Consider the following 15839-nt stretch of genomic DNA (forward strand, 5'->3'; position numbering starts at 1 on the left):
CATTGCGTGTCTACTTGCCCGTCAGAAGACGTTGTGCCTCGCGATATCGCGCTGCCGATGCCCGCACGACTTCTTCGGGAAGCGAAGGCGCCGGCGGCTTTTTATTCCATCCAGTCGATTCGAGATAATCCCGGATCGGCTGCTTGTCAAACGATGGCTGGCTCTTTGCCAACCTCATACTTATCTACCGGCCAGAATCGGCTGGAATCCGGCGAGAGAACCTCGTCGATCAGGATAAACTTGTCGTTTTTGAACCCAAATTCAAACTTGGTGTCGGCGATAATGATCCCCTTGGTCAGGGCATAGTCAGCTGCGGTCTGATAAACCGCCAGCGACTTGTCGCGGCAGAGTGCCGCGGTATCTTTGCCAACAATCTCAATCATCTGCTCGTAGCTGATATTCTCATCATGCCCGTCGTCATTCTTTGACGATGGCGTAAAGAGCGGTTCGGGCAGTTTCTCCGATTCCCGGAGGGTCGGCGCAAACGTGAATCCATGCACGACATTCGATCCGGCTTTGCGGGCAGCCTGCAGCTCTTTCCACATCGAGCCGGAGATATAGCCGCGCACGATGCACTCCGCGTCGACCCGGTCCGCCTTGACGACGATCATAGAACGCCCTTCAAGCTGGTCGCGGTAAGGTCGGAGCTTCACCGGATATTCATCGACATTGGCGGTCACCAGATGGTTGTCGACGACATCTTTCAGCAGATCGAACCAGAATAGCGACGTCTGGTTCAGAACTTTTCCTTTGCCCGGAATACCGTTCTGCATGACCACATCAAAGGCCGAGATCCGGTCGGACGCGATAAAGAGAAGGGTCTCCCCCAGATCATAAATGTCGCGCACTTTGCCACGACGGATCAGCGGATACTCTTTGATATCGGTGGTCAATACCACGTTGTCGGCGGCGGCATTACTCATGAATGCTATACTCTCCTTTAATAAGTTTCTGTAACGCTTTCGGGTAAATGAGATGTTCCTGCTGCAAAACACGCGCAGCTAGTGTATCAGGTGTATCACCCTCCAGAACAGGGACCCGAACCTGCTCCAGAATGCGGCCGTGATCGTAGATCTCGTCGGCCAAATGAACAGTACAACCTGACTCTTTCTCTTTAGCGGCCAGGACCGCTTCGTGCACAAAGTGACCGTACATCCCCGGCCCACCGTATTGTGGGAGTATCCCCGGATGGATATTCACCACCCGATTGGGAAATGCCTTGAGGACGGCGCTCGGCATCAACTTGAGGTACCCGGCCATGACGACATAGTCTATCTGCCGCTTCTTCAGGTGCGCCACCAGATCGCCACCGGCTTCCGAGGGAGTCCCGTATTCTTTCGCATTGAATAACGAAGTATCGATCCCTTGCTCTTTCGCTCGGTCAAGCCCCAGCGCCTTCCTGGTATTCGAGACGACCCAGACCACATCAGCATCCAGCTCATTTCGCTTCGATGCATCAATGATCGCCTGCATATCCGATCCCTTGCCGGAGATGAAGACCGCAAGCCGCGCGCGTTTTGATTCCGGCATCAATTATCCAGCTTCTCTTTCAGCAATCGGTTGACCATTTCGGGATTCGCCTGACCCTTGGTCGCTTTCATCACCTGCCCGACAAAAAAGCCAAACACACTTGCTTTGCCGGCACGGTACTGTTTGACGCTATCCGGGCTCGATGCTATCACCTGCTCGATGATCGGAATGATCGCGGAATCATCGGAGATCTGCACTAATCCCTTTTCTTTGATAATAACCGATGGTGCCTGGCCCGTTTTCACCATCTCGGCAAAAACCGTCTTGGCGATCTTGCCCGAGATCTCTCCCGACGAAATCTTGTTCACCAGTTCGGCAAGCATATCGGGACGAATTCTGGTCGTGGCGATATCATCCCCCGACTCATTCAGCACTGCCAGCAGTTCCACTTGCAGCCAGTTGGCGGCACCAACACCATCTTTCGTGTGACGCATCATCTCTTCGTAATAATCTGCCAGTGCTCGGCTGTCGGTCAAGACCTGAGCATCGTATTCACGAATGCCGTACTGTGCGACCATCCGCCTTGCCTTGGCTTCCGCAAGTTCCGGCAGGTTCTTGCGAGTTTCGTCTATCCATGTATCGCTGATGATCAGATTGACCAGATCCGGCTCAGGGAAATAGCGGTAATCATGCGACTCCTCTTTGCCGCGCATCGCCTCAGCGGTTTGCTTCTTTTCGTTCCAAAGAAGTGTCTCCTGGACAACTTCGCCACCCGACTTGATCAATTTGATCTGACGGTCTATCTCATATTTCAGGGCCCGCTCAACCCCTTTGAAGCTGTTCATGTTTTTCAGCTCGGTGCGGGTACCGAATTTCTCCTGCCCGACCGGACGAACAGAGACATTCGCATCACAGCGCAAATGCCCCTTTTCCATATCGCCGGAACAGACGCCGAGATACTGCACGATCTGTTTCAGTTTGGTCAAATAGCCATACGCTTCTTCGGGAGAACGAATATCTGCGTGAGAGACGATTTCGATCAATGGTGTGCCGCACCGGTTGAGGTCGACCTTGGTATACGCGCTGCCATCTTCGGGATGCATCAATTTGCCGGCATCTTCTTCGAGATGTATGCGAATCAGGCGGACCGTCTTCTCTTCCCCTGAATCAAGCCGAAAGCTGATCACTCCACCCTCGCCGATTGGGCGGTCAAACTGCGAGATCTGGTACCCTTTGGGGAGGTCAGGATAGAAGTAATTCTTGCGGGCAAAGACCGAACGGTTCTGGACATTTCCGTCCGTGGCGAGGATCATCTTAATGGCAAATTCTGCCGCCCGTCTGTTCATCACCGGCAATGCGCCAGGGAGTCCAAGACAGACTGGGCAGGTCCGGCTATTCGGTTCTGCGCCGTATTCCACTTTGCAGGAACAGAAGATCTTGGATTCGGTCTGCAATTGCGCGTGAACCTCGAGTCCGATAACCGGCTCGAAGCCGTCGATGACTGCCACTCTGCTTCTTATCCTCCTGAAAGCCGGAAATATATCGGGTCGCACCCGGAGGTCAAGCGATTCCGGAACCCACTTAACTTATAATCAGAACCAGACTTGGAGCATGTGCAGCTCTTCTCGTAGTTGGCTGGCCGAACGGAAATGAATGAAGTGGATCCCCGACCGTTCTACTGCCTCGCGATATGCGACCGTATCGTCGATAAAGACGATCTCCTCCGCACGCATCCCACAGCGGTCTATCAACTTCTGGAAAATCGCCGGTTCCGGCTTCCGCGCCCCGAGCTCGTACGACATCAGGATGAAATCGAATAGATCCCGGTGGTGAAGTCGACTCTCCATATCATGTTCCCACTCGCAGTTATTGGAAAGCATCCCGAGCAAGTACTTCCCCTGGAGCTGTCGAACGATCCGCAGAGATTCGGGCATCGGATGAAACATCCCCACAAACATCTCGTGCAGATCGGCATCAGAATGCGCAATCCCACCCGCCAGTCGAAACGCCTCCCAATACTGAGACTCGCTAATCTCCCCGCGTTCGAACTCAGCTATGCGGGATTCCCACGCGGCCTCCGCCTTCTCTGGCGAAATACCGAGATGTGTGGAAAAGTGCTCCAGTGACTGACGATAATTGTAGGTATACAACACACCGCCGAAATCAATCACCACTGCCCGGATCGGGGTCGTTAGGCGCGGCATGTTGGTCAGTGCCCCAGACATAGCAGGAACGAATCGAGGTGATTGTCGAACAGAATGGGATCTTCGAGATTTATCAAGTGGCCGATATTGGGGAACTCGACCAGTCGCGATCCCGCAATATGCTTGTGTAAGACGTGAGAGAGGGGGACAAAAACCTTATCCAGCTCTCCGATCATGATACAGGTTGGCACGGTGATCTGATGAACATGGTCGGTGTCGACCTGAGTTCGGTACTTGCCGCGCATCGGGTCTTTCCAGATCTCCCCGGTGTGGTCATCGATCATCTGCCCAACCAGTTCCGCGACATGCGCACGCGGTCCCTTCAGCCACGAAAGTGTCATCTCTTTCCATGACTCCTTGGCCGCCTCAAGCGACACTTCGCGGGCCAATCGGTCGAATTTCTGGTACTTTCTCCCGATATCGTACCCCGAGGCCCCCGTGCTGATCAGCGAAAGCGACGCCAGCCTATCCTGATGTTCCAGCGCATATCCTATCGCGGTCGAGCCCCCCATCGAAAGTCCAACCAAGTGTATTCGATTGAGGCCCACAGCATCAAAGAACTTGTGAAGATCCTCCACCCGCTCGAAACGTCCATACCGGCCGGGCACAGCATCTGATTTCCCGTGGCCCAACGCGTCGACTAAGATCACGCGATAGTGTGTCTTGAAGAATTCCGCCTGGGCATACCAGGAGCGACGGTCCAGCGTGAAACCGTGCAGGAAGACAAGCGGATCTCCCTCGCCATACTCCTCGTAAAACATCCGGTAGCCGCCAAGGTCTGCGTATGGCATAAATTACTTCAACTTCTCCAGAATGTGTGCCGCTTGAAAGAGCGAGAGTTCATCCAGATAACGTCCCATAAATTGCACGCCGATCGGGCGTCCGTCTGAGGACATTCCGTGCGGCACCGATATCGCCGGGTGGCCGGTCAAACTTGCGGTGACCGTATAAACATCGGAAAGATACATCGCCAGCGGATCGCTCACCTTCTCCCCCAGTTTGAATGGCGGGGTCGGCGAGGTCGGACAGATGATCAAATCGCACCTCTCGAATGCGCGTTCAACTTCGCGGCGAAGCAGCTCTCTCACTTTGGAAGCTTTGATATAATACGCATCGTAATAGCCCGAGGAAAGCGTGTATGTCCCAAGCATGATCCGTCGTTTGACCTCACGTCCAAACCCTTTGGCACGCGTGTCGCTGTACATTTCGGCGAGTGACTTGTCGCCGGACTCGCGAATCCCGTATTTCACGCCATCAAAACGGGCAAGGTTGGCCGAGGCTTCGGCACATGCAACAACATAGTAGACCGCGATCCCTTTGTCGGTCGATGGCAGTGAGACATCGACAATCGTGTGCCCGGCTTTCTTGAGAGCGGTAATCGCATCCTGCACCACCTGATTGACCTCGCGGTCCAGACCCGCCGGGAAATACTCTTTGGGTATGCCGATCCGGAATTTCCTGTCGGACTTGATCATCTTTGGGTAATCGGGATGGTCAAACGCCACCGAAGTCGAATCGCGACGGTCTCGCCCTGCCACCGCCTGATAAACCAGCGCGATATCTTCTGCGTTGCGAGCTAGCGGTGAGATCTGGTCAGTCGACGAAGCAAACGCCACCAGTCCATATCGCGAGATACTTCCATAAGACGGCTTCAGGCCGAGAATCCCGCAGAACGAGGCCGGCTGTCTGACTGATCCGCCGGTCTCGGAGCCGAACGCAAGCGGGACTATCCCCTGCGCCACCGCGGCCGCCGATCCACCAGATGATCCACCCGGCGCAAGGTCTTTTCGCACTGGATTGTGCACCGGCCCGAAATAGCTGTTCTCATTGGATGACCCCATCGCGAACTCATCCATATTGGTTTTGCCGATAATCACAGCCCCTTCGGCGATCAGGCGTGTGACCAGGGTAGCATCGTATGGCGGCGTATATCCTTCGAGAATGTGCGACCCACAGGTGCACGGGTAGTCGGTGTAGGAAATATTATCCTTGATGGCAATCGGCACTCCCGCCAAACTCCCCACCGTCCGCTTGCTCATCACGCACGCATCTACTTCCGCCGCCTGTTTCAGCGCCTTTTCTTCGCAAATGGTGATAAAGGCGTTCAGCTCTTTCCCTTCGGTCTTGGCGAGACGGATCGCTTCCTTGGCGATCTCGACAGCACTGAGCTTTCCCGATGCAACCGAATTGGCTATCTCCGAAGCGGTGAGAGATTTGTAATCAGACATGGGGGGAATATAGGGATACGGATTGCAGAATCAAGCACCTATAGAAATGAAGCTTGGTGGTTCACCATTTCACTATCGTCCTAAACTCCTGTCGAATGAAGTAGCGGGAACTATCGAATCTCTCCCTGAACGAAGTGTAATGATACAAAGTGGGCACACTTACCTGCAACGGCAACGACGCATTCTGAATTGCGTCGTAGAAGACCGTATCAGTTGCGAAGGGCGTGCGGCTTGGAAAGATGATTAATCCCCAATCAGGTCGAAATACGGTAGGCAGGTCATCCATTTTCCGATCCGGGAAACGCTCGCCCGTCTGATCATTAAACTGGTCGAGCCCCAATATCTGCAAATAGTTTTGAGCGACAGACCCGACTCGCAGATAATCCACCGCGGAGTCGGTTGATTCAGTCCCCAGTTCGCCAAAGAAGACTCTTGTATTCAGTTCAGCAGCAGAGGCCCCACGGGGGATGAAGTAGCAATTCCGCCAAACCAGATCCCACGCGGGATGTGTCGGATTCATAGCCCCGTATCCACGAATGGACTTGAGCCTAATCGTGTCAGCTACGAGGCTGCCAATCTCGAACGTGTCAAGTATGTTGTTCGAAGCGTCTCGTCTCTCTACAAGCATCCACAAACCAAGTCCATAGTCTCGGCGTGAACTATTGAAAACCACGTAGTGTCTATTGCCCGTCGGTTCATCGAACCACTGCAGTTGGTCATTCGGTATCTTCTCCGCCCTGCTATAAAAATCCGTAGCAGCTAAAGGGCTGTCAGGGTGATTCAGGAACAGGGCTGAAAACAAAAGGGAACCATCTTCCGGACGTACAATTATTCTCTGCTCGAAGGCGCTAAGGTCCACTATCTTGTCATTAGGGCTAAGGTATCCAGGCTGCATAACATCGTAGATACGGCCTTCCGCATAATCAAAATCGCGGAAGTAAACAGTATCGATGAGTGTGTCGATCCCGTGTTCTACAATAGGGTTGTCGGAATCACAGGTCGGCAGCGTGCTCAGAAGACAAACGCACATCAAGACCGAAACAAGTACGCGGCGAGCCATGGGATATCCCCCAAGAGAAAGTTGATTATCCTGCGTTAATATACATCGAATAGTCCACTATTGCAATCACCGTTTCCTACAACAAAAAACAGGCCCCTCTCAGGGCCTGTCATTATCAATATCCGAATTGACTAATTACAGCATCTTCTGATACATATCAGTCTCGTACTGACTGACATGAATGCGATACTGATCCCATTCCATCTTTTTGTTCTCGATCAGCTTGTTGAACACATGCTCGCCAAGCGCTTCCTTGACCAGCTTCGATCCCTCAGCCAGCGCAATCGCCTGTTCGAGCGAACCCGGCAGAGTGTCGATCTTCAGCTTGTCCTTCTGAGCCTGAGTCATCTCGAAAATGTTCTCTTCGATCGGACCCGGCAGATTGTACTTCCCTTCGATCCCTTTCAGGCCAGCGGCCAGAATCAGGGCAAACGACAGGTACGGGTTGGCGGACGGATCCGGCGAGCGAAGCTCGATACGGGTGGCGCGCTCTTTGCCAACGCGGTACATCGGCACACGGACCAGACTCGAGCGGTTACGACGGCCCCAGCCGACATAAACCGGAGCTTCATATCCCGGCACTAACCGCTTGTAGGAGTTAACCCACTGGTTCAGGATGAGTGTGATCTCGCGGACATGGGTCAGCACACCGGCCATAAACTGGCGTGCCGTCTCGGAGAGAAGGAAGTCACCTTTGGGGTCGAAAAAGAGGTTCTTGTCACCTTTGAAGAGAGAGACGTGGCAGTGCATGCCTGAGCCGTTCTCGCCAAAGATCGGCTTCGGCATGAAGCTGGCGTAGACGCCGTTCTCCATGGCGATCTCTTTGACCACAAACTTGTAGACCTGGGCGAAATCAGCCATCACCAGTGCTTCCTGGTACTTCAGGTCGATCTCGTGCTGGCTGGGGGCTACCTCGTGGTGCGAGCATTCAACCGCGATATCCATCATTTCGAGTGCCGCGACGGTCTTCTTGCGAAGTTGCGTGCCGACATCAACCAGTTCATAGTCGAAATACCCGGCATCATCCAGGGTCTTCGGCTCATGCTGGTTCTCGAAATAGAAGTATTCCAACTCCGGACCAACATACATGGTCCAGCCCTTTTCTTTGACTTTGGCGAGCTGACGTTTCAGCACATAGCGCGGGTCGCCTTCGTAGGGAGTCCCATCGGGATTCTGAATGTCGCAGAACATCATGGCGACTTTTTCTCCCGCGATCTCCCAGGGGATAACGCGGAAAGTGAGCGGATCAGGCATCGCCATCAGATCGGATTCATCAATACGGGCGAAACCTTCGACGGATGAACCGTCAAAGCCCTGTCCTTCTTCGAGGACCTGCTCGAACTCCGAGCGGGTGATCGACATCCCTTTGATCTTTCCCAGGATGTCGGTAAAACAAAGCCTGATATAGCGCACGCCGGCTTCGTCAATTAAACGAAGGACGTCTTCTTTGGTTTTGGTCATGGACGTTGCTCCTGCCTGAAGTGTGGGTTCTGGAAAGGCGGAAATTTATATGCTTAAATCGGGAATGCAAGACTAAAGTGCAGCGATTTGCTGTCCAAATTTAGAGCAATCTGGCCCACATTTGACTGCCGGGCAGTGACTTTGTGAAAACCATTCACAAGCGGGCGATTCTCTCAGGGATTCCCTTACATCCAACTACTGAATCCCGTAGGACAAACGTCGGGCCAGTCTTCCGCAGGCCCCCATCAGGCCCAGCCGCGCCACCAGCGAGGTCACCTTGCCAAAGCGGCGGTAGCCTAGGTTGAAGAGAAGATATGGGATTCGCCTCTTCCCCGGCCCCGGAAGCCGCTTGAGAATCGAAGGGAGTGAGTAGAACTGGCGGTAGATTCCAAGATACCCTTCCTGGAGCTGCTCAGGAGTCATATTCCGAGGACGAAAAACCACTTTCGACGTGTTGTAATGCGTCGGCTCATTGTCAAGCATCCTCCCTTCCTCGACCAACCGCTGATGCAACCGCGTCCCGGGATAGGGCGTCAGTATATGACCGGTCATTGTCTCGACCTTATTCCTGACCAGCCAGTCAAGGGTTTGTGGAAAAACTTCCGGATGGTCTTCATCAAAGCCAAACACCATGCTGGCGTTGACCATGATATCGCGGTCGTGCAGGGTCTGGATCAACCCCTCAAATCTCTCCACCTTGTTCTGAGATTTGTTGACTCCGGCGACAGATGCGCCGTTGATCGATTCAAACCCGATGAAAAGGGAGCGACACCCCGACTCGGCCATCTCGTCTATGAGATCCGTGTGGTTCATGATATTGGTCGAGACAGCCGCATGCCAGGTGAGATTCATTGACTTTGCCGCCCGAACGAAGTTTCGCGCCCACTGCAAATTACCGATGAAATTGTCATCAATGAACATCACCTGTCGAGTCGGTAACTTTCGAATTTCAGCCAGTACCTCAGCAAGGGGCCGGTTTCGATAGCAGTTATGCACGTAGTCACAGCTATTGTAGCAAAAATCGCACTCGAAAGGACAGCCGCGGCTCGCACAAACTATACATGAATAGAGATACCGATCGCGCTGGATCAGGTGCCAGGCAGGCATCGGCGTTTTCGAAGGATCCGCTGGATGATCACTGAAATACTTCGCTCTCAATCTACCCGCGGCCGCGTCATTGACGATTGTCGCCCAGAGATCCTCTGCCTCACCAATACAGACTGCATCCGCATGGACAGAAGCTTCATCGGGACATGCGCTGGCGTGGATTCCACCCAGGACAACCGGAATGCCGCGACTGCGATAATGGTCAGCCAGACTGTACGCTCTCCCGGAAGTATCGATATTGACGGAGATGCCAACCAGAGACGGCGAGTCATCCAGATCCAAGTTTCCAGCGTTCTCATCCTCGATCGTGACACGATGTTCACTCGGAGTGAGAGATGCCAGCACCAACAGAGAAATCGAAGGGGAAAGCAGACGTTTGTATTCAGAATCCATCGGCCGCAGACTCATCCGCGGCGATATCAGTTTGATCCACACTTTGGCTCCCTGGCGGTAGATGATTTTCTCATTCTACCGCTAAGGTGATGGATTGTTCCTCAAAAGTGGATTGAACAGGAGATTAGCACATCGCTCACTCTTCGAGCGAAAGAGTGATCCTGGCGCGGTCTGGCTTGAGCTGCCTCGTCTTCACCCCTGACAGCTGGAAGATCTTCTGGGCGGCAATGAACTTCTCGTCATGGGCGTATTTGTCCGACAGATAGACTACTTCCCTGATCCCGACCTGGATGATCAGTTTGGCGCACTCGTTGCACGGGTAGAGCGACACATACATGATCGCGCCATCCATATCCGGCTTGTTCGAGGCATTGGTGATCGCGTTCATCTCGGCGTGGCAAACATAGGCGTATTTGGTGTCGAGAAACTTCCCTTCCCGCGCCCAGGGGAGTTCATCATCGGAACAACCGACCGGGAATCCGTTATAGCCAATTCCGATGATCCGCTTGTTTTTGTTCACGATACAGGCGCCGACCTGGGTTCCCGGGTCTTTGGAGCGAAGGGCGGAAAGCTGGGCAACCGCCATAAAGTAATCATCCCAGCTCAGATAGTCGGTTCGTTTGTTGGTCATGGCGGGAGTATAGGGGGTGCCGGGAGAATCGTCAAGCCTCCGATGGACAATCAAGCTCTTGACTAACCGGCAGCGCAGAACCTACCTTGAAACCGGGACTCTCAACACGGAAAGACTTGGGGACTCGAGGCTATCCATGAAATTACGCGCCTTCTTCGCAGCTTTGGTCACAGCGAGTGCAATCACCGCGGTAACTGCGCAATGCAAACCCATCACTCTCAAGACGCCATCCGATTCGGTCAGAATCATTTTCGGTGATATCGACCAGTGGGTGAAATTCGACCCCTTGAAAAATCCGGATACCTCGCGCCTGAACATGCAGCATGACCTCATCCTCCTTTCGGAGGTGGACTCGCTTTTTGTCCCTCGCTCTGAGACACCGGTCGAAATTCAGTTCCAATTGAACTCCAGGACGCACACTGAGATCTTCCTATTTGTCATACCGCCCGACGTGTCTAAGTTTGAATTACTGAAACAGTATCCTGCGTACAGGTCAGACTCAGTTTCTGAGTCACTGTCGCCCATTTATCCCAGATCGCCGGACTCGATATTGGCTAAGTTGCGCGAGAAGTATCATCTCGACAGCCTTGCCGGGACAGGTTCGACCTCAGAGCGCGCCATCAGACTCCTAATATGGGTACACAATTCTATACGCCACGACGGCAACCGCGAAGGACCAACTGGAGCGACTCTCGAAAGAATGGCCAAAGCAATCGACTCCGGGGCGACCATGAATTGCGCCGGTCTGGCTCAAACACTCGCGGAGTTCTATTGCGCATTGGGGTTCACAGCTCGCGCGGTGGTTGGACTTCCGTTTGATACCTCTGATCACGAATGCCATCAATGGACCGAGGTCTGGTCGGATCAAGATCAGAAATGGCTGTTTTTTGACCCGACCAATAACAGTTACTTCATCGATCCACTGGGGAAACCAATGCAGATCACGGAGGTGCGACAGGAATTGGCATTGGGTGATCCGTCTCTTCGAGATGAGTTCATTCGCATCAACGATGACTTCAATTGGAATGGTCAGCCCTTGGACAAAGATCAATATCTCAACTACATGACAAAAAACCTCTTCCGATTCAGAACCTGGGCCTATCCATCAATCGACCCCAGCGCGAGCTGGGTTATTGAGTTGGTACCGATAGGATACGCGATTTTCCCAATGGGGATTGAGGTGAGTGGTGGGGTCACCTGGTTTCGGACGAACGATATCTCTCTCTTCTGGATGCCACCTAACCTGAAACGAGGACACTAATGTCACGCTCGTCACTTGTCGCACTCCTGCTTGCATTCTTATGCCTGCCTCTGCAGAGCATGGCGCAGGAGAGACCGATCCTTCTCCTTTACGCTTTCGCCGAGGAAGGGAAAACTGTCGCTGCCTCCATGACTGTCACCGACCGCGACACTGTGCTTGGCCGCGAAGTACTCATCGGCAGTGCCTCCGGTCAGCGAATCGTTCTGGCGGAGACCGGTGTTGGCATGACCAATGCCGCCATGACGACCCAAGCGATGATCGACCGCTATTCCCCGCGCTGCCTCCTATTGACTGGTATCGCCGGCGGAATAGATACCTCGGTGCATATTGGTGATATCACGGCTCCCTCGGTCTGGATAGAACATGATTACGGATATCTTGGCGGAGCTGGGTTTGATGCGGACAGCATCAAGTATTTCGATGCGGCGCTCGGCCGACTTACCCGATCCACAGAATTTAATGCCGATGATTCGCTATTGGCGGTCGCCAGACAGATCATCGTCGATTCGCTCTCGTTCATGCTGATCGGTGAGCGAAAACCGTCCTTTCAGATCGGTGGAACCGGTGTCAGCGGCAATCAGTTCATCGACAACATCGAACACCGACAGTGGCTGAACAAGGAGTTTGCCGCCCTGGTAACCGATATGGAATCGGCCGCTGTGGCGCAGGTCTGCGCCGTCAACGGCCTTCCATTTTTGATCTTTCGCTCCGCTTCGGACCTGGCAGGCGGATCAGGTTCATCCACCGCCGACACAGAGATCGATCAGTTCTTCAAGGTCGCCGCCCATAATTCATCGCTGGTAGTGTTGGCGATGCTTCGGCAGCTCCAGCAGTGACAAACTACTTTGAAGCATCCGGACTTTTTGGCGCAGCAGACTTGTCTGAAAGTACGAAATTGACTTTGTAGGTGACCCAGACAGGGACCGGCTTCCCCTTGGCCAGGGCTGGCTTGTACGTACATTGTAACGCCGCATCAAGCGCGGATCTTTGGAACGACTCAGCCGCGCCTTCGGCCTTGTGGATAGTTGCCTTGAGCACAGTGCCAGTTCGCCCAATCAACGCCTGCACCCACACGGTAGCCTCGACTCCTTCTCTTTCTGCTCTTTTGGGTAGACTGGGCTCGCCGAATGGATCATCTCCGGCATAACCTCAACCTCCATGAAGGTGTCGGATTTCAGATCGATGTCCGCTGAATCCGCCGCGTTCAGTGAAGCAGCCTTGACGGAAATAGGTTCACTTTCTGCCGCACACACCGTTACTCCGCATGCAGCGAGGGTTAACACCAACGCCACACCCGCCAGCATCCCAGCAATTCGAATGATGTGATCTCTCATAACACGCTCCTCCTTTATCTTACAATTGTTCTATCATTTTATCTGATCCGAGCCAACGACCTCGACAGCCGGCATCACATAGAGGTATTCCACTCGCTCAGTTGCGACTAGTTTCCCGGAAACAGCTTGTCTTTCGGTCGGATCTGGTTCTTCTCTCAACAGCAAAACAGTGAGAGCCACCAGGCAGAGCAGTGCGGCCGCAACGATCGGAAGCGGTACCGCCACCCGGGTAAGCCAGATCGGTCGTGTTCTTGTTCTGGAATGTGATTCGAATATCTCCGACACTTTGTGATCAAGGCTGACCGGCGGTTCTATCTGATCACCTCGCATGGCCGCCTTAGCCTGGGTCATGGTACTGATATACGTCCGACATTCCTTGCATGTCGCCAGGTGAGCAAAGACAACATCTTCATCCCCCGCCGCAAGCTCCCCGTCCAGCAGCATATCCAACTGTGTTTGTATCTCAACGCACTTCATGGCGCTCCTCCTTTCTCATGTCCGATCTCAACAGCTCGCACAGCTTCTTGCGTGCCTGGTGGAGTCTGAATCTGACCGTGGCTTCACTCACCCCGGTCACTTCGGAGATCGACCGGTAGGACATATCCTGATATTCTCTCAAGATGATCACTTCCCGCATTTCCGGAGAAAGTCGTCTCAGCCCCCCTTCCACCACTCGCGCAAGGTTTGAACCGATCTCGGGAGACTGATTTTCCGGATCTGCCAATTGGATGTCATTCCTCTCCGACTCCAGCGGTGCCACTCTCCCACGCTCCTCCAGTATCCGATGGCACCGATGCCCCGCCACCGTCAGCAACCACCCGGCCAGACTTTCCGGCTCCCTGATCTGTTGCTGGCGCTGTAACAGGGTGAGAAAGACGTGCTGGACCACATCTTCCGCCGTATCGCTATCCCCCAACATTCGCAGGCAGTAACCGTACAGCCTTCGTTTGTTGCGGTGGTAGATCTCCTCGAATGCCCGGCGGTCACCATCGTGCACGGCGAGGAGGAGTTCAGCGTTCGACCGCTCCATGATCCTCCAGACGAAATTGCCTTACTGATAATATAGAGCGATGAGAAGCCGGAAATGTTAGATGAATTATTGAAGAGGACGTAGATTGACTCGCCAAGCGAGACGATTTCAATCTCGTATAGATGATGCCCTAATGGTTGGAAATGCGAGTTCTCGAGGTCATCTCTACCGCATGATAACCGCGCGGGTCGAGTCGAACATCAGTAGCTCTTCAGCACTGTACTTGCCGAAAAGCTCCTGGTACCCCATATCCCCCTTGTCGGCAAATGAGATCCGATAGATCGCATGGATGGAGGCGCCATCCAGTCGTTTGCTCTGGGGCCATCTGAACTCGCGAGGTTTGAGCTGGCTCGTGATCACCTGCACTCGCACGTCACCAAAAGGGTTCTCCATCGGGTCGTACACGGTGTCTGTGATCGCTTCTGTCGTGTCGTTCGGATTACGACGCGCACAGAGTGAATCGACATAAAACTCGATCAACGAGCTGTCATCGGTGATGACCACGGTCATATCATACAGGCAAAACGGATTGATTGCGCCGCTGATGACCGCCGTAGTCGGGTCGACCACCATCCCCCGCTTCATGATCTCATGCGAAACCGCCCAGGCGGCGACCTGAAGCGAGACCGGTACGCGGCCCAGCGCCTCGGGATAGACCATCAGAGAATCTCGCTTGAATATCGGCCCCGGACGGTCCCGGGCGATCAGATTTGTGGCATTAAGTACGATGAACAGAACAGTCAGACCAAGAATTCTATATCGCATTTGTCGCCTCAGGAACTCCTTATTCAGTTTCATTAATGCAAACGGCGAGAGTGTTCTGCAATTATACAACTCCCGCCGTCAATTCTTCGGTTTTCGTGCACTATTTCTTCGGCGTGTTCCCCGTCAGATAGTCCTTAAATGCCCCTAACAGATCAATCGGGACCGGGAAGATTAGCGTGCTGTTCTTCTCGGCAGATACTTCAACCAGCGTCTGCAGGTAACGCAACTGCATCGCATTTGGCGCAGTCGACATTACGTTGGCCGCATCCGCCAGCTTTTGCGAAGCCTGGAATTCACCCTCGGCATGGATGACTTTCGAGCGGCGTTCGCGCTCAGCCTCTGCCTGACGAGCCATCGCACGGGTCATTTCCGGCGCCAGATCGACATTTTTGACCTCGACCACGGAAACCTTGACTCCCCATGGTTCAGTCTGACCATCGATGATCTTCTGCAGTTCGACATTGATCTTTTCGCGGTTGGCCAGAAGGTCATCCAACTCGACCTGACCAAGCACCGAGCGAAGAGTCGTCTGAGCGATCTGGTTGGTCGCTTCAAAGAAATTCGCCACCGAAACCACCGCCTTATTGGGGTCGACCACCTGGAAATAAAGCACCGCGTTGACTTTGATCGAAACGTTGTCGCGCGTGATGACATCCTGTGGCGGGACATCATACGTGATCGTCCTGAGATCGATCCGCATCATTTTATCGATGATCGGGATCAGGATGATCAGCCCCGGCCCCTTGGCGCCGATCAGTCGCCCGAGACGGAAAATGACTCCTCGTTCATATTCACGCAGAATCTTGAGCATGTTGAACAGAAGCATCAACACGAAGAAGGCGGCTATTGCCACCGGCAGAAAACTAAGATTTGGTCCTTCCATAAGACTCTCCTC

16 protein-coding genes and 2 pseudogenes are annotated in these 15839 nt (G+C 53.6%); 2 read left to right on the plus strand and 16 right to left on the minus strand.

Annotated elements, in window-relative coordinates:
* Positions 1–10: 10 nt before the first annotated feature.
* The 10 genes and pseudogenes from IPH75_06095 to IPH75_06140 all read right to left on the minus strand — a co-directional run bounded on the left by IPH75_06095 (position 11) and on the right by IPH75_06140 (position 10554).
* A pseudogene (locus tag IPH75_06095) lies at positions 11–923 on the minus strand (phosphoribosylaminoimidazolesuccinocarboxamide synthase).
* On the minus strand, positions 916–1530 hold the full coding sequence (gene purN, locus IPH75_06100) for a phosphoribosylglycinamide formyltransferase (GenBank protein MBK7141633.1): 615 nt from the start codon (positions 1528–1530) through the stop codon (positions 916–918). Before purN ends, IPH75_06095 begins: the two are co-directional and overlap by 8 nt.
* A complete protein-coding gene (gene gatB, locus IPH75_06105; GenBank protein MBK7141634.1) occupies positions 1530–2969 on the minus strand; it encodes an Asp-tRNA(Asn)/Glu-tRNA(Gln) amidotransferase subunit GatB in 1440 nt (479 codons plus the stop codon). The genes purN and gatB overlap by 1 nt, the downstream gene beginning before the upstream one ends.
* A gap of 93 nt (positions 2970–3062) precedes the next feature.
* Positions 3063–3695 (minus strand): HAD family phosphatase, encoded by a 633-nt coding sequence (locus IPH75_06110; GenBank protein ID MBK7141635.1) that lies wholly within the window; start codon positions 3693–3695, stop codon positions 3063–3065.
* Entirely contained in the window at positions 3680–4465 is a 786-nt protein-coding gene (locus IPH75_06115) for an alpha/beta hydrolase (protein MBK7141636.1), read from the minus strand. Before IPH75_06115 ends, IPH75_06110 begins: the two co-directional genes overlap by 16 nt.
* 3 nt (positions 4466–4468) lie before the next feature.
* Positions 4469–5902, minus strand: coding sequence for an Asp-tRNA(Asn)/Glu-tRNA(Gln) amidotransferase subunit GatA (gatA, locus tag IPH75_06120; protein ID MBK7141637.1), 1434 nt, complete (start codon positions 5900–5902; stop codon positions 4469–4471).
* A gap of 61 nt (positions 5903–5963) precedes the next feature.
* Entirely contained in the window at positions 5964–6962 is a 999-nt protein-coding gene (locus IPH75_06125) for a hypothetical protein (protein ID MBK7141638.1), read from the minus strand.
* A gap of 135 nt (positions 6963–7097) precedes the next feature.
* Positions 7098–8423, minus strand: coding sequence for a type I glutamate--ammonia ligase (glnA, locus tag IPH75_06130; protein MBK7141639.1), 1326 nt, complete (start codon positions 8421–8423; stop codon positions 7098–7100).
* Between the two features lie 195 nt (positions 8424–8618).
* Positions 8619–9965: a B12-binding domain-containing radical SAM protein gene (locus IPH75_06135; protein MBK7141640.1), complete on the minus strand. Its 1347-nt coding sequence runs from the start codon at positions 9963–9965 to the stop codon at positions 8619–8621.
* A gap of 94 nt (positions 9966–10059) precedes the next feature.
* Positions 10060–10554 (minus strand): dCMP deaminase family protein, encoded by a 495-nt coding sequence (locus IPH75_06140; GenBank protein ID MBK7141641.1) that lies wholly within the window; start codon positions 10552–10554, stop codon positions 10060–10062.
* 136 nt (positions 10555–10690) lie between these two features.
* Here IPH75_06140 and IPH75_06145 point away from each other — a divergent pair, with 136 nt between their 5' ends.
* Positions 10691–11815, plus strand: a complete 1125-nt coding sequence (locus tag IPH75_06145) for a transglutaminase domain-containing protein (protein ID MBK7141642.1) — start codon at positions 10691–10693, stop codon at positions 11813–11815.
* Positions 11815–12651, plus strand: a complete 837-nt coding sequence (gene mtnN / locus IPH75_06150) for a 5'-methylthioadenosine/S-adenosylhomocysteine nucleosidase (protein MBK7141643.1) — start codon at positions 11815–11817, stop codon at positions 12649–12651. Before IPH75_06145 ends, mtnN begins: the two co-directional genes overlap by 1 nt.
* A 4-nt stretch (positions 12652–12655) precedes the next feature.
* Here mtnN and IPH75_06155 read toward each other — a convergent pair.
* The 6 genes and pseudogenes from IPH75_06155 to IPH75_06180 all read right to left on the minus strand — a co-directional run bounded on the left by IPH75_06155 (position 12656) and on the right by IPH75_06180 (position 15827).
* Positions 12656–12937: pseudogene (locus IPH75_06155) on the minus strand (energy transducer TonB).
* Complete coding sequence (locus tag IPH75_06160; GenBank protein MBK7141644.1) at positions 12871–13149, minus strand: hypothetical protein; 279 nt, start codon at positions 13147–13149, stop codon at positions 12871–12873. The pseudogene IPH75_06155 and the gene IPH75_06160 overlap by 67 nt, the downstream one beginning before the upstream one ends.
* A 33-nt stretch (positions 13150–13182) precedes the next feature.
* Positions 13183–13626, minus strand: coding sequence for a zf-HC2 domain-containing protein (locus IPH75_06165; GenBank protein ID MBK7141645.1), 444 nt, complete (start codon positions 13624–13626; stop codon positions 13183–13185).
* Positions 13613–14179, minus strand: a complete 567-nt coding sequence (locus IPH75_06170) for an RNA polymerase sigma factor (protein MBK7141646.1) — start codon at positions 14177–14179, stop codon at positions 13613–13615. Before IPH75_06170 ends, IPH75_06165 begins: the two co-directional genes overlap by 14 nt.
* 165 nt (positions 14180–14344) lie before the next feature.
* Positions 14345–14944 (minus strand): hypothetical protein, encoded by a 600-nt coding sequence (locus IPH75_06175; protein MBK7141647.1) that lies wholly within the window; start codon positions 14942–14944, stop codon positions 14345–14347.
* Between the two features lie 100 nt (positions 14945–15044).
* On the minus strand, positions 15045–15827 hold the full coding sequence (locus tag IPH75_06180; protein ID MBK7141648.1) for a slipin family protein: 783 nt from the start codon (positions 15825–15827) through the stop codon (positions 15045–15047).
* Positions 15828–15839 lie beyond the last annotated feature (12 nt).

It is taken from the genome of bacterium, from assembly GCA_016708025.1.
Lineage (GTDB): Bacteria > Zixibacteria > MSB-5A5 > GN15 > FEB-12 > FEB-12.

What these genes read in the sequence shown, in the direction of transcription:
- IPH75_06145 (MBK7141642.1), top strand. Translation starts at nt 10,691, where the DNA reads ATGAAATTACGCGCCTTCTTCGCAGCTTTGGTCACAGCGAGTGCAATC.
- IPH75_06175 (MBK7141647.1), bottom strand. Translation starts at nt 14,944, where the DNA reads ATGCGATATAGAATTCTTGGTCTGACTGTTCTGTTCATCGTACTTAAT.
- glnA (MBK7141639.1), bottom strand. Translation starts at nt 8,423, where the DNA reads ATGACCAAAACCAAAGAAGACGTCCTTCGTTTAATTGACGAAGCCGGC.
- mtnN (MBK7141643.1), top strand. Translation starts at nt 11,815, where the DNA reads ATGTCACGCTCGTCACTTGTCGCACTCCTGCTTGCATTCTTATGCCTG.
- IPH75_06180 (MBK7141648.1), bottom strand. Translation starts at nt 15,827, where the DNA reads ATGGAAGGACCAAATCTTAGTTTTCTGCCGGTGGCAATAGCCGCCTTC.
- IPH75_06140 (MBK7141641.1), bottom strand. Translation starts at nt 10,554, where the DNA reads ATGACCAACAAACGAACCGACTATCTGAGCTGGGATGATTACTTTATG.
- IPH75_06160 (MBK7141644.1), bottom strand. Translation starts at nt 13,149, where the DNA reads ATGAGAGATCACATCATTCGAATTGCTGGGATGCTGGCGGGTGTGGCG.
- purN (MBK7141633.1), bottom strand. Translation starts at nt 1,530, where the DNA reads ATGCCGGAATCAAAACGCGCGCGGCTTGCGGTCTTCATCTCCGGCAAG.
- IPH75_06125 (MBK7141638.1), bottom strand. Translation starts at nt 6,962, where the DNA reads ATGGCTCGCCGCGTACTTGTTTCGGTCTTGATGTGCGTTTGTCTTCTG.
- IPH75_06165 (MBK7141645.1), bottom strand. Translation starts at nt 13,626, where the DNA reads ATGAAGTGCGTTGAGATACAAACACAGTTGGATATGCTGCTGGACGGG.
- IPH75_06170 (MBK7141646.1), bottom strand. Translation starts at nt 14,179, where the DNA reads ATGGAGCGGTCGAACGCTGAACTCCTCCTCGCCGTGCACGATGGTGAC.
- IPH75_06115 (MBK7141636.1), bottom strand. Translation starts at nt 4,465, where the DNA reads ATGCCATACGCAGACCTTGGCGGCTACCGGATGTTTTACGAGGAGTAT.
- IPH75_06110 (MBK7141635.1), bottom strand. Translation starts at nt 3,695, where the DNA reads ATGTCTGGGGCACTGACCAACATGCCGCGCCTAACGACCCCGATCCGG.
- gatA (MBK7141637.1), bottom strand. Translation starts at nt 5,902, where the DNA reads ATGTCTGATTACAAATCTCTCACCGCTTCGGAGATAGCCAATTCGGTT.